General features: G+C 43.0%; 12 protein-coding genes. 10 read left to right on the top strand and 2 right to left on the bottom strand.

Annotation, left to right across the window (positions count from 1 at the left end):
• Positions 1-49: 49 nt before the first annotated feature.
• Positions 50-493, bottom strand: coding sequence for a D-aminoacyl-tRNA deacylase (gene dtd, locus WKI49_00875; protein MEJ7621052.1), 444 nt, complete (start codon positions 491-493; stop codon positions 50-52).
• A gap of 43 nt (positions 494-536) precedes the next feature.
• Here dtd and WKI49_00870 point away from each other — a divergent pair, with 43 nt between their 5' ends.
• Positions 537-1562, top strand: a complete 1026-nt coding sequence (locus tag WKI49_00870) for an OmpA family protein (GenBank protein MEJ7621051.1) — start codon at positions 537-539, stop codon at positions 1560-1562.
• Here the strand turns inward: WKI49_00870 and WKI49_00865 are convergent.
• A complete protein-coding gene (locus WKI49_00865) occupies positions 1556-3037 on the bottom strand; it encodes a glycosyltransferase family 39 protein (GenBank protein MEJ7621050.1) in 1482 nt (493 codons plus the stop codon). The genes WKI49_00870 and WKI49_00865 overlap by 7 nt on opposite strands.
• Positions 3038-3052: 15 nt before the next feature.
• Here WKI49_00865 and secF point away from each other — a divergent pair, with 15 nt between their 5' ends.
• The 9 genes from secF to WKI49_00820 are packed head-to-tail and all read left to right on the top strand — an operon-like array spanning position 3053 to position 13383.
• Positions 3053-3916 carry a protein translocase subunit SecF gene (secF, locus tag WKI49_00860; protein ID MEJ7621049.1) on the top strand — a complete coding sequence of 288 codons (864 nt, stop codon included), beginning with the start codon at positions 3053-3055 and terminating at the stop codon, positions 3914-3916.
• An 8-nt stretch (positions 3917-3924) separates the two neighbouring features.
• The gene (locus WKI49_00855; protein ID MEJ7621048.1) at positions 3925-4491 is read left to right on the top strand and encodes a tetratricopeptide repeat protein; all 567 of its coding nucleotides are present in this window, start codon (positions 3925-3927) and stop codon (positions 4489-4491) included.
• Between the two features lies 1 nt (position 4492).
• A complete protein-coding gene (gene glyS / locus WKI49_00850; GenBank protein ID MEJ7621047.1) occupies positions 4493-6469 on the top strand; it encodes a glycine--tRNA ligase subunit beta in 1977 nt (658 codons plus the stop codon).
• A 3-nt stretch (positions 6470-6472) separates the two neighbouring features.
• Positions 6473-9028 carry a pyruvate, water dikinase gene (gene ppsA / locus WKI49_00845; protein ID MEJ7621046.1) on the top strand — a complete coding sequence of 852 codons (2556 nt, stop codon included), beginning with the start codon at positions 6473-6475 and terminating at the stop codon, positions 9026-9028.
• Positions 9025-9888: a pilus assembly protein PilM gene (pilM, locus tag WKI49_00840; GenBank protein MEJ7621045.1), complete on the top strand. Its 864-nt coding sequence runs from the start codon at positions 9025-9027 to the stop codon at positions 9886-9888. Before ppsA ends, pilM begins: the two co-directional genes overlap by 4 nt.
• Positions 9885-10535, top strand: coding sequence for a hypothetical protein (locus tag WKI49_00835; protein ID MEJ7621044.1), 651 nt, complete (start codon positions 9885-9887; stop codon positions 10533-10535). The genes pilM and WKI49_00835 overlap by 4 nt, the downstream gene beginning before the upstream one ends.
• Before the next feature lie 3 nt (positions 10536-10538).
• Positions 10539-11216 carry a hypothetical protein gene (locus WKI49_00830; protein ID MEJ7621043.1) on the top strand — a complete coding sequence of 226 codons (678 nt, stop codon included), beginning with the start codon at positions 10539-10541 and terminating at the stop codon, positions 11214-11216.
• Entirely contained in the window at positions 11213-11443 is a 231-nt protein-coding gene (locus WKI49_00825) for a hypothetical protein (protein MEJ7621042.1), read from the top strand. Before WKI49_00830 ends, WKI49_00825 begins: the two co-directional genes overlap by 4 nt.
• Entirely contained in the window at positions 11440-13383 is a 1944-nt protein-coding gene (locus WKI49_00820; protein MEJ7621041.1) for a pilus assembly protein, read from the top strand. The genes WKI49_00825 and WKI49_00820 overlap by 4 nt, the downstream gene beginning before the upstream one ends.
• Positions 13384-13505: the final 122 nt, after the last annotated feature.

Below are 13505 nucleotides of genomic sequence, written 5' to 3'. Positions count from 1 at the left end.
TTTTAAGCGGTATAGCTATACCCTTTACTATGCTGGTAGAGATTGAGCTCTAAAGCTCCTTACTATCAAGAATTATAGTTACTGGTCCCCAGTTGACTATATGCACCTCCATTGTAGCACCAAATACACCACATTGAGTGGGCACATACTCTGAAAGTTTCTTTACAAAGAGTTCATAAAGCTCCCTTGCTCTGTCTGGCTTCTCCGCATACTCAAAACTTGGTCTTCTACCCTTTTTTACGTTAGCGTAAAGAGTAAATTGAGAAACCACAAGGGCAGACCCCTTCACATCAAGAATAGAGAGGTTAAACTTTCCAGAGCTGTCTTCAAATATTCGGAGGTTTACCGTTTTTTCTACAAGCTTTTTCACATCCTCCTCTGTATCCCCAACACCTACACCTAAAAGGATATTTAACCCCTCTCCTATGCTCGCCACCTCTACACCATCCACAAAAACCTTAGACTGCTTTACTCTTTGCAGGACTGCCCTCATGGCGTAAAATTTTATTGTAGAATAAAAAGAACGGAGGGAAGGCATGAAAAGGTTTGTGCTTTTGGTAGCAAGCTCTACTGTCCTTTTTGCACAGGACTTTTCTAACATGAGGCTTCTTGAGGGTCTAAATCAGGTTCAAAAAGGTATTGAGCTCGCAAAGAGGGAAGAGGTGGACAAGAAAAACCCTTATCATTTTGAAAAGGCAAAGGCAAACAGAGATGTGGCTAAAATACTGGCTTCTGAGATGGATGAAGTAGGCTCAAGGGTATTTATGATAAAGAGCTTTAATGCTCTCTCTAAGGCTGGTTCAGGTAAGTTAGAGCTTGACCATATAGAGTTCATAACGCAGGTTAATGCAAATACGGCAGAATCCCAAAGGGCTCTTGGGCTTGATATAAGCTCTCTTAATGCAGGCTTGAAGTATATTAGAGAAAACAAAGCTCTAAGCTGTGCTCCTGCTGAGCTTGCAAGGGCGGAAGTATATTATGATGCCATGGTTTATGAGCTTTCAAAACCCAGACCTAATATTACAAGGCTTGTAGACTTTTACTCAAAGGCTCAAGCGGAAATAAACAGTGCCACTGAAAAGGTCAATATAGCAAAAGAGGGAAACCTTGAGTGCTATACAGGCAAGCCCTTTGTTCCAGAGCTTGCAAGGGTTGAAGAGCCCACAATAAGACCCACGCTTACTCCTATGCCTTCTCAAATCCAGGAAGAGCCTCTCATGATACCCGCAAGGATTCACTTTGATTTTAACAAATCCACCATAAAGAAGGAATATATCCCCCTCCTTAACGAGGTGGTAAAGGTGCTTAAGGAAAATCCAAATGTAAGGGTAAGGATAGAAGGCTTTACAGATGATATAGGCTCAAAGGCATACAACGATAGGCTCGCCTTAAGAAGGGCTCAGGCGGTAAGAGACTATCTTGTAAGGGCTGGTATACCTGCGGACAGGATAGAAGTTGCTGGCTTTGGAAAAGAAAGATACATAGCGGATAACACCACTCCCATAGGAAGGTTTACCAACAGAAGAGTGGAGTTTATTGTGATTCAAGTCCCCGGTCAGTAAAGGCATACGCCAAAATCCGCAAAGTTTTTGTCTTTGCGCGCATCCATGAGGAATTTAAACAGTCTGCTTTCTGAGCCAGTATAGAGCCTAAAAGTCCTGACTGGCTCACAGCCTTCAAAGGAGTTGAGCCTAAAAACCACCACAGACCCTCTTTCTGGCTGACTATCTCTTATTATCCTCCTTTCCGCATAGAAGGGTAGGCTATGGTGGAAGTGTCCTACTTCATAAACGGGTCTTGAAGCCTTGGCGTCCAGCATCTTTATGAACTCTCCCACCTCTCTCACTTTTCTCTTTTCCTCAAGTGAAGGAAGAAGTGCAAACTTGAGAAGGACAACTATCAAAATGCCAGCCATAGCAGGGGCAAGCCTATAATCCCTCAAAAACAAGAGGAAAGGTAGTGGCAATAGGGTAAGTATTAAGGGGTTCAAAGAGAAGAAGAGCACAGCAAAAAGAACTGCAAGGGCTACAAGAAGAGAAACCACAAAGGAGAGGAATTTCTTGAGCCTTTCCCAATCCTCAGAAAGCAAGAAGCCAGAGGTTATAAGTGCAAGTGCGGGAAAGGCTGGCATAACATAGACAGGTATCTTTTGAGCTATAAGACTAAAGAGTCCGTAAATAAAGGCGAACCACACAAGAGGAAAGGCATACTCTCTTTTAAGTTTTATGACCACCCATAGGAAGGCTGGAAAGAAGATAAGAGAATAGGGTAGGAAGCTAACATTTAGGTCCGCCAAGTAAAAGTATATGGGCTCGCTCCCATGATAAACTCTCTTGAGGTTCTCTCTGTAGAAAACCTCCCAGAAAAGACTTCCCTTTGTGAATATCTGATACGCTTGCCACCAAAGACCAAGCAATAGAGCCAATACGCTAAGTATGTAATACCTAAGCTTAAGAAGTTCTCTTGGGTCTTTAAGGAGCAGGTATATAAACACGGTGCCTGCGGGTAGCACAAAGCCGGCAGGTCCCTTTACCAGCATGGCAAGAGAGGAGGCAAAAAAGGCTAAGGGTAAAAGGAAAAGGTAGCCTCTTTTGTAGTAAAGAAGCCACAGATATAGGCTAAGGGTTATAAAGAAGGTAAAGGGCACTTCTGGAGAAGCATACTGAGAATTGGCAAAAAACTGCACAGACAGACTCAGTGCCAAAAAGCTGTATACTCCAGCCTTCCAGCTCCCTGTAAGTTCCTTTGCCATAAGCATGGTTATAAAAGCAGTTCCCAAGCCAAGAAGTGCATGCATAAACCTAAGACCAAACTCGTTGACACCAAAGAGGGAATAGCCGATAGCCACAAGCCAATAGGTCATGGGTGGCTTGTTGAGCCTGAGTTCTCCGTTGTAATAGGGGTTTATAAAGTCTCCATTCTGTAGCATCCTACGAGTAGAGTCCGCATAGAAGGCTTCGTTGGGAGACCAAACCTGAAAAGCACCAAGATTAAGAAAATACAGCAAAACCACAAAAAGGACTAACACATATGGCATGCTAAAATTATAAGCATGAAAAACATACCCTTTATGAGTTTTAGATATTACGCTTATGGTGTATCCCTTTTGCTTGTCCTTTTGAGCCTTTTATCCCTTTTTTACAGGGGTCTCAATCTTGGGCTTGACTTTACGGGTGGTAGCGTTATTGAGGTAAAGTTTGAAAAACCTGTAAAGGTTGGAGAGGTAAGAAAACTCCTTGAAGATGCGGGTTATTCTCACTTTCAAGTGCAAGACACAGCACAGGGAACGGTTATAGTAAAGCTAAGACTTGGAGACCCAACACAGCCAGCTCTTGAAAGCCTAAAAAACCTGTCAAGCTATGAACTAATAAGGTCTGAAAGCATAGGAGGAATAATAACCTCTGAGCTTCGTCAAAAGGCAATATGGGCGATGCTAATTGCCATTGGAGGTATACTACTTTACCTTGGATACAGGTTTGAACCTCTTTGGGCTTTGGGAGCGGTTTTGGCTTTGGCTCATGACGTTCTTATAGTAGTGGGTGCTTACTCTATAAGTCAAAGAGAGGTAAACCTTGATGTTGTAGCTGCCCTTTTGATAGTGGCGGGTTATTCTGTCTCGGACACGGTAGTGGTCTTTGACAGGATAAGGGAAAACCTCAGGATAAGGAAGGGAACACCCTTTAGAGACTTGATAGACCTCTCCATAAACCAAACCCTTGCCAGAACCCTTATGACCTCTCTTACCACCTTTGTGGTTTCTCTCATGCTCTTTGTGTTTGGTGGTCCTGCTCTTTCTAATATAATGTTTGCCTTTGTGGTGGGTGTAGTGGTGGGAACTTTGTCCTCAATATTCGTGGCAAGTGCTCTGGTATACGACATCAAGCACAGGCTAAAAGCCCAGCCTGTAGGTGTATAATCTTATTGATGAGGGATATTTTTTTAAGGGTAGGTGGTCTTATAGCAGTCCTTGTTCTTCTTGTTGGAGGCTTTCTCCTTTGGGATAACTACAGGAATCGTAAACTTCAGGAGGCTTCTTACAAGGAATACGAAATAAGAAAACTCTTGCAGGCAGGCAACTACGAAAAGGCAAAGGAGCTTATTGACTCAGCTTCTAACAGTTCCATGAAGCCCCTTTTCCTCTCTTACAAGCTGTATATTGCGGACAATTCAAAAGAGCAGAAGGTCAACACCTTAGAAGTGCTTCGTGAAATTACAGATAGCCTCAAGGATAGGGAGCTGTTAGCCTTCTATAGGGAAAGATATGCTTACGAGCTTTTCAAGGAAGGTAAAAACAAGGAAGCACTAAGTGAATTGGAGAAGATAAGGGAAGAAGACTTTAATTACGCAAGCTCTCTCTTGCTAAAGGCTCAAATTCTCAAGGCGGAAGGGAAAATAGAGGAGGCAAAGGCGGTTTTGAAAAAAATAGAGGAAAAAAGCCCCAACACTTACTTTGCCAATATGGCACAAGCCTTCTCCTTGATAGGAGACTAACATGAAAGACCTTCTTATAGAAATAGGCACTGAGGAGCTACCCGCAAGCCACATTCCTCTGGCGGTAAACCACCTAAAGGAAAAACTCTCCCAGATACTACACAGACAGGACATACAGACCTTTTCAACACCCAGGAGGCTTGCCTTTTTTGTTAAAAACTTTGAAAATAGTAGTCCTGAGAAGGAAGAAACCATCTACGGTCCACCAGTTAAAGTAGCCTATGAAGAGGGAAAGCCTACCAAGGCACTCCTTGCCTTTCTTGAAAGAAACAAGGCAGGCATAGAAGACCTCATTGAGGTCCAAAAGGGTGAAGGTCTGTATGTGGCTATAAGGAGAAGGGTAAAGGATGTTTCACCCCTTGAGAGGCTTTCAGAGGTTTTTGAGGAGCTCCTAAGGAGCGTTCCTTTCCCCAAGACAATGAGATGGGACTCCTCAAATCTTAGGTTTTCAAGACCGATTAGATGGATATGTGCCTTGTATGGCGATGAAGTTTTGCCCCTTTCTTTTGGAAGGTTAAAGGCTGGCAGGATAACATACGGACACAGGATAATCTCTCCAAAGGCTATTGAACTCAAGAGTGCGGAAGAATACGAAGAGGTGCTTAAACAAAATTACGTGGTTGCGGACTACAAGGAAAGGCTTGGTATGGTGCTTGCCCTTCTTCGGGATGAGGCTTACGCTCTTGGTGGAAAGCCTTTGTATCCAGAAGGTCTGGAGGAAGAGGTGGCAAACCTTGTAGAGTTTCCCTTTGCGGTGGTGGGAAAGTTTGAGGAAAAATATCTTGAGCTTCCAGACAAGGTTATAATGACCGTCCTTGCCCATCATCAAAGGTTCTTCTGTGTAGAGAAAGATGGCAAACTCCTGCCTTACTTTATAGCCATAAGCAACAACTATCCAAGAAATGGTTTGATAGTTAAAGGCTACGAAAAGGTTATAAGAGCAAGGCTTGAGGATGCACTGTTTTTCTATAGAGAAGACCTTAAAAGACCTCTTGAGGAGTTGGTTTCTGGACTTTCTGAGGTGCTTTTCCATCCAAAGGCTGGCAGTATGTTGGAAAAGGTCCAAAGGGTTGGAGCTATAGCTCTAAGATTGGCGGAGCTACTTGGACTTTCTGAGGAGAAAAAGAAAAAGATAGAAAGGGCTTGCCAGCTCTGTAAGGCAGACCTTCTCACTCAAATGGTAAGGGAGCTTGACGAGCTTCAAGGCTATATGGGATATATATACGCCCTTAAGCAGGGTGAAGACCCAGAAGTTGCTCTTGCACTCTATGAACATTACCTTCCGTTAAGAACCTCTGACCCCTTGCCTTCAAATGATATCTCTGCGGTGTTATCTGTGGCGGACAGGCTTGACAGCATAAACACCCTTATCACCGTAGGTGAAAGCCCTAAGGGTAGCTCGGACCCTTACGGTATGAAAAGACTTGCTCATGGACTCTTTGCCATATTAGAGCACTTTGGATGGGACATAGACCTTTCTGTATTGCTTGAAAGCTATACTAAAGAATTGGAGAAGTTTCTTGAGGCAAGGCTTGAAGCCTACCTTGACCCCTATGGATATGACCTTGTGAGAGCGGTTCTTGAAGTAAAGAATCCACTTAGACCCTATGAAATTATAAGCATGGTAAAAACCCTTGCCAGCCTCAGGGAGGAGGAAGAATTTAAGCATATAGTGGAAGTATACAGAAGGGTAGTAAGAATTCTGCCCTCAGAGTGGAAAGAAGATATGGTGGAGGAAGGGTTAATGACAGAAAAGGAAGAAAGGGAGCTTTGGGAAATCCTCAAGAACCTTGAAAATAAGCAGGATATCCTAAGCCTCTACACTCTTAAAGAACCTATAAACCGCTTCTTTGATAGGGTTTTGGTAATGGACCCAAGAGAAGATATAAGGAAAAACAGGCTTGCACTTCTCTACAGAATAAAAAAACTTTTTAACAGATTTGCAGATTTTAGCAAGATAGTAATAGAAGGAGGTTAAGGCATGGCGTTTCTTGTTTGGCTTGATGAGGTAGGTATTGAAGATATCTCCCTTGTGGGAGGTAAAAACGCATCCCTTGGAGAGATGATAAGAAACCTCTCCTCTTTGGGTGTAAACGTGCCTTATGGCTTTGTGGTTACGTCAGAAGCCTACTACGAGTTTATAAGGTATAACAGGCTTGAGGGAGAGATAAAAAAGATACTTCAAGGACTTGACCCAAAGAACGTAGAAGACCTGGCTCGCAGAGGGCATTTGATTAGGGAACTTATAAAGGGTGGAGAGTTTCCAAGAGAAATAGAGGAGGGTATAAAGGACTATTATCAAAAACTCTCAGAAAGGTATGGCTCTTTTGCTATAGATGTAGCGGTGCGTTCCTCAGCTACAGCAGAAGACCTTCCCCATGCATCCTTTGCAGGACAGCAAGAGACCTACCTCAATGTGGTGGGCGCAGAAAACGTGCTAACTGCGGTAAAAAACGGCTTTGCCTCTCTCTTTACCGATAGAGCCATATCCTACAGAGAGTCCTTTAACTTTGACCACTTTAAGGTAGGCATAGCCATGGGTGTGCAGAAGATGGTCCGCTCCGACATGGGTGCGTCGGGTGTTATGTTTACCCTTGACACAGAATCTGGCTTTAAGGACGTGGTGGTGATAAACGCCACTTATGGGCTTGGTGAGCTTTTGGTGCAAGGCATGGTTACGCCCGACGAATACATGGTCTTTAAGCCTACCCTTCAAGCGGGATACTCCGCCATAATTGAGAAAAAGCTGGGAAGGAAAGACAGGAAAATGGTCTATGGCACGGGGCAGGAAAGGGTGAAGGTGGTAAACGTGCCTCTTCAAGAGCAAAAGCAGTTTGCTCTTTCTGACGAAGAGATACTCCAGCTTGCGAGGTGGGGCATACTCATAGAGGACTACTACTCAAGAAAGAACGGCAGATGGATGCCCATGGATATAGAATGGGCAAAGGATGGAATTCTCAACCAACTCTTTATAGTGCAAGCCAGACCCGAAACAGTCCACTCAAGAAAACAAGAAAACATACTAAAGGTCTACAAGTTTACCCAGCCTATTGAAGAAAGGTCAAAGAAGAGGATAGTCTATGGTATAGCGGTTGGCGACAAAATTGCTCACGGAAAGGTAAGGGTAATACATGACCTAAAGGATGCAGGGCAGTTTCAAGAAGGTGAGATACTGGTTACTGACATAACGGACCCAGACTGGGAGCCTATAATGAAAAAGGCAAGCGGAATAATAACCAATAGAGGTGGAAGAACCGCTCATGCTGCAATAGTGGCAAGAGAGCTTGGAATACCTGCCATAGTTGGCACTCACAAAGCAACAGAAATACTAAAAACAGGCATGGAAGTCACCCTTTCCTGTGCAGAGGGAGAGATAGGATACGTTTATGAAGGACTTGTCCCCTTTGAGGTTGAAGAGATAAACCTTGAAAATCTTCCAAAGACAAACACAAAGATAATGATGAACGTGGGAAATCCTGAATCCGCCTTTAAGTATTCCTCCATACCTAACGATGGCGTAGGACTTGCCAGAGAGGAGTTTATCATAGCCAATTACATAAAAATCCATCCTCTTGCACTGCTTTATTACGAAGAGATAAAGGCTCTCTATGAGGAACTCAAAGAGCAGGGTCTTATTGATGATAGAGGAAATGTGAGTATGGCTGTCATATACAGGTATGCCAAACCACCACTTTCTGAAAGGCTTGCAAAGGGCAAAGACAGAAAACAAGTAAACCTTCAAAGACTCATAGAAGACATAGAGAGCCTAACCTTTGGATACGAGGACAAGGCTCAGTATTTTGTGAAGAAGCTTTCCTACGGAATTGCCAAAATATCCTCTGCCTTTTATCCAAACCCTGTAATAGTGAGGTTTTCGGACTTTAAGTCCAACGAATACAGAGGGCTTATAGGTGGTGAGCTTTTTGAACCAGAAGAGGAAAACCCCATGCTGGGCTGGAGGGGCGCATCAAGGTATTATTCAGAGGTCTACAAACCTGCCTTTGGGCTTGAGTGTCAGGCAATACTAAGGGTGCGGAACAAGATGGGCTTGACAAATACAAAGGTTATGATACCATTTTGTAGAACACCCGAAGAGGGAGAGAAAGTGCTTAGGGTAATGGAGGAATATGGGCTTAGGAGAGGAGAGAACGGGCTTGAAGTGTATGTAATGGCAGAGCTTCCAAGCAATGTGATTCTTGCGGACAAGTTTGCAGAGATATTTGATGGCTTTTCCATAGGCTCTAATGACCTTACACAGCTAACTCTCGGTCTTGACAGGGATTCTGGGCTTATCGCTCACCTTTATGACGAAAGAAATGAGGCGGTAAAAAGACTTATAGCACAACTTATACAAACCGCAAAGGAAAAGGGCAAAAAGGTAGGAATATGCGGTCAGGGACCTTCGGACTTTCCAGATTTTGCGGTCTTTCTTGTGGAGCAAGGCATAGACAGCATATCTCTAAACCCAGACTCTGTGCTCAAAACCATGCTAGTGGTTGCGGAGGCTGAAAGCAAAATGAAAGAAGTTGTGCCATGAAGCTAAGCCTTCCTCTTCCACCTCTAGGGAAGAAAACTAAAACAGTCTTAGGTCTACACTATACAGACAAGGTTATAAGGCTCTTGGAATTGGGGAAGGACAAAAAACCCGTCTCAGAACCCATTGAGGTAAGTCTTGATGGAAGGGACAAGGAAAGTGTGCTGAGAGAGCTTGTTCAAAAATATGGGCTTTCTGGCAAAAGGGTAGCTACCTGTTTATCTGCTGGTGAAGGTCTTCTAAGGTTCTACAAGTATCCTATATCTCTGAGTAAGAAAGACTTACAGAGTGCTATAGAGTGGACCATAAAGAGGGAGCTTTCCTCTATGAAGGAAAAAACCTACTACGACTATTTTATAATAGAGCCAAAAGCCGGAGAAAAACAGTTAGGTGTGGTTATTGTACTTTCACGCAAGGAAACGGTTGAAGGTATAAGAAAAATGCTTGAAAATGCCGGGCTTAAACTTCATATCCTTGACTACGAGCCTATAGCCATAATAAACTACGGACTATATCACAAGCTCCCTGTCCCCTTTTCCATTCTCTACGTAGACTACGACTATTACATACTTACCACCTATTCTCCCACAAACATAAGCTACTCTTTGAGCCATTGGAGCTTTGCGGAGTTTTTGAAAACAAAAGACGAGGAGTCTTTTGAGAGCTTTTTTACAGAAATAAGAAACATAGTAATCCTCAATGACCTTTCCAACATGTATGTGGCTGGACCCATTCTTGCAGAAGAGGAACTGTTAAGCAGCTTAATGGAAAACCTTCCTATACTTGGCTTACTTGACCTTGAAGAAGCTAAACCGAACTTCTTTATTCCATATATTTTAAGCATAAGGGGGTTGGAAGAGTGATAAGGATAAACCTTGCAGGGGTAAGGAAGAAGAAAGCAAGGAAGGGTATAGCCCTTGATTTATCTTCTTTGAAAACCATAGAAGTGCAAGACCTATTTAAGGTTAGGGGGGAATATTACGCAGGGCTTTTCCTGTGGCTTGGTGTGGTAGGCATATTGGCTTATTATTGGAAAGTTAAAGGAGAAGTAGACTCTCTTAAGGTGGAGCTTGACAATTTAAACGCAGAAAAGACAAGGCTTCAAGCACAGGCAGGAAGATTTCTTGATGAAAAAAAGGCTATAGAAGAGAGGATAGCAAAGATAAAAAAGGACATACAAGATATTGAAAGAAGCAAGGATATAATCATAGGACTAAAGGCTTACTATGAGCCTTTTAATTCAGGCTTTTTACTCAACACATCAAGAGTGCCAAGAGCTTCTTGGATTAGCTCCTACACACAATCTCTGGATATAAGCCAAGGTAAGCTAACCTCGGAGCTTGAAATAAACTCATTTGATTATGATAGCCTCAGCCTTTATAGTAAGGCACTAAGTAATGCTTCTCAAGGTGTCTATCTCTCTCAACTTGAAAGGAAGATAAACCCTCATGGATTTGAGTATTACTCTGCTAGAATATCATCTGAAAGAAACCTACAGGAGGAAAGATAAAGCATGCAAAAACTCATAGAACAGTTTAAGGCACTTCCCCCTTGGCAGAGGTATGTTCTGCTTCTTGTACTTCCTCTCTTCTTAATTGTGTATATTTGGCTCATGCTACTATCTCCAGCTATGGACGAGGTAAGCAGACTGAAGGTGGAAGTGGATAATGCTAAAGCGGATATCCAACGCACAAGGGCAAGTCTTAATCCAGCAATCCTTGAAAACCTAAGGAGGGAAGAAAAGGCTCTTGAAGAAGAATACCTTAGAAAACAGGCGGAACTTGTTAGTTTGGTGGGAGAGATACCAACAGAAAAAGACGTGGGTAAAGTAATTGCCAACATAGGGCGTATAGCTAAAAGGTCAAAAGTTACCATACTCAACATGCAGGTCTCCGAAGCTCAAAGGGTAAGCTATACAGTAGTCCAAGAGGGTGAAAGGAAGGTGGTAAAAGAATTACAACAACAGCAACAAGAAAGCCAACAACAGCCTCAAGAGGGTGTAAGTCTTCTAAAAGCTGAGCTCAGAATTACACTTCTCGGAGACTACAACTCTGTAAGGGCTTTTCTTGATAATATGAGAAGGGAAGGTATAATATCCTATCCAGTATCTCTAAGTCTTAACTCCGAGGGTAATAGATTAAGGGCAGAGTTTGTGATAAATATCCTGATGAAGGAGGAACAGGAACTATGAAAAGGTTAATATTTGTATTGGCTTGTTTTGGTTTTGTTTTTGCACAGCAACCCTTTCAGAGTCTTGAGGGTGCAGTAGGCTATATAGTGATTGAAAGACAAGGAAGGGTGGAAAATTACATAGTGGTTGAAGAAAAAGACGGCTCGGTAAGGAGCATAAGAGTAGACAGAAATCCATCACAGTTTATGAAGAAGACCGAAGAACAAAGGGAAGGAGGTAGAAGATGAGGAAGGTATTAGGGTTTATCGTAATACTTTTGTTTGTGGGCTTTTCTTACTCTCAAACCATAAGAGAAATGAGGTTTGAGAACGTTAGATTGGAAACAGTCCTAAAGGCACTGGCGGAAGTTTCTGGTATGAGTGTCATATTTGACCCTGCGGTTTCTCAGGAGCTTCAAAAGACGGTAAGCGTTGCCATATACAGACCAGTGCCTGTAGGAGAAGCTATGAACATTATACTGAAAACTCATAACCTCATTGCGGTGCCTGTGGATACGAGAGTTTTCAGAATAACAAAATCTGGAGACTTAACCTTTGATGTGGCGAGATATACCGAAGCACAAATAAAAGAGCTCGTAGACCTTTTAAAGGCAAGGGTTAGCCCCTCTGCGGAGATAGTGGTAGATAGAAAGCTTAAAAAGGTCTTTGTAAGAGATGAACTTTCAAGGATAGAACAGCTTAGAAGACTTCAAAGGGATATAGAAAGGGCAAGCCTTCAAGCAGAAGAAAGGGAAGAATACATAACAAAGGTGTTCTACATAAGAAGGGATATATCCTACAAAGACATAGCAAAGGCTCTGCAGGAGCTTAATATCAAAGATATGACCATAACTGAATCTCCCGAGTTTAACGCTCTTATAATTTCCGCTAACAGAAGAGACCTTGAAAGGATAGAAAAGGCTCTTGAAAAATACATAAGAAACACAACTACAGAAAAACCAATACTTACAAAGGCTCTGTATGTCAAATATGTTCCTGCGGAAGAGTTTAAAAGAATGATACAACCCATGCTATCTGAAATTGGTGAGGTTTATGTATTAGGTACTGGCATTGCGACCACTGTGGCAGAAGAGAGGGAACTCAGAGACCTCCAGCAAAGGGCTCAGGCAATTGCAGAAAGACTTAGGGATGCATCGCCCGAAGAGAGAACACTGCTACAGCAAGAGCTACAAAGACTTCAGCAAAGACAACAAGAGCTTCAGAGGATTCTTCAAGCTCCCATAGGTCAGAGAGGAGACAGCGTTAGTGTGTCAGGCTTTCCTATAGCAAGGGGAGGTATACTCGGTCCAGAGTTTAGAAAGGAAAAATCCGCAAGGGTGGTATTCCAGAATGCGGTCGTGATTAGGGACTATGCGGACGTGGTATATAGAATAATGGAAAGATACAAGGATATAGTATCAGAGCAACCCATTCAGATAAAGATAGAGGCAAGGATTGTGGAGCTTTCTTCCAGTGCGGTTAGGGAGCTTGGAATAAATTGGAATGCTCTTCTTTCTCAAGCAAGGGTGCCTCAATTTTGGAGCGGTGGAGTGGGTTCTAATCTTGGAATAAACGCTTCTCCGTCGCTTAGCCCTGGACTTTCTGCAACACCCGGTGGTATACTCGCCTTTACCTTCCAGAGGGGTGTGTTAAATGCTCTTAACCTAAGGCTCTCTGCCTTTGAGCAGGTGCAAAAGGCAAGAACTCTTGCCAAACCGGTTATTCTTACACTTAATGGTGAGCCAGCTACCATACAGAGCGTGCTTGAGTATCCAATAAGAACAGTCACCGTTGTCCCCGGAGGAACTACAACGGTCAGCGTAGATTACAAGCTAATACCCCTAAACCTCACCGTCACGCCTGTCCTTCTCCCAGGAGGCAATCTTATGCTGGATATCACCATAACAAAATCAGATATAACAAATCTTGAAAGGTTTGTCGCTGAGACAGGCACTATCTTTGACATTCCCACAGTCCAAAGCCAAAGGGCGGACACAAAGGTTATAGTAAGAGATGGAGACCTTGTGGTGCTTGGAGGTTTGGTAAGGGCTGTGGATAGAAACACAGAAAGAGGCATTCCGGGTCTTATGAGAATTCCCTTCTTTAGATGGCTCTTTATGGAACAAAGGACAGAAAAGGAAGATACAGAGCTTCTTATCTTTATACAGCCAACGCTTATAACCCAGTAGAAACCTATGCTGTAAGCGAGGAAAACTTTGTTGAGGAACTGCTATATCTGCCGTGGCGGTGGTAGTAGGTATTAGAAACTAATCACTGAAAGTGTAGAAATTTATAGATGTATATAGAAATT

The sequence above is a fragment of the Aquificaceae bacterium genome, assembly GCA_037722135.1.
In the GTDB taxonomy this organism is placed as follows: domain Bacteria; phylum Aquificota; class Aquificia; order Aquificales; family Aquificaceae; genus Pampinifervens; species Pampinifervens sericum.
Note: the sequence above shows the minus strand (reverse complement) of the source record. Positions and strands in the feature narration are given on the sequence as shown.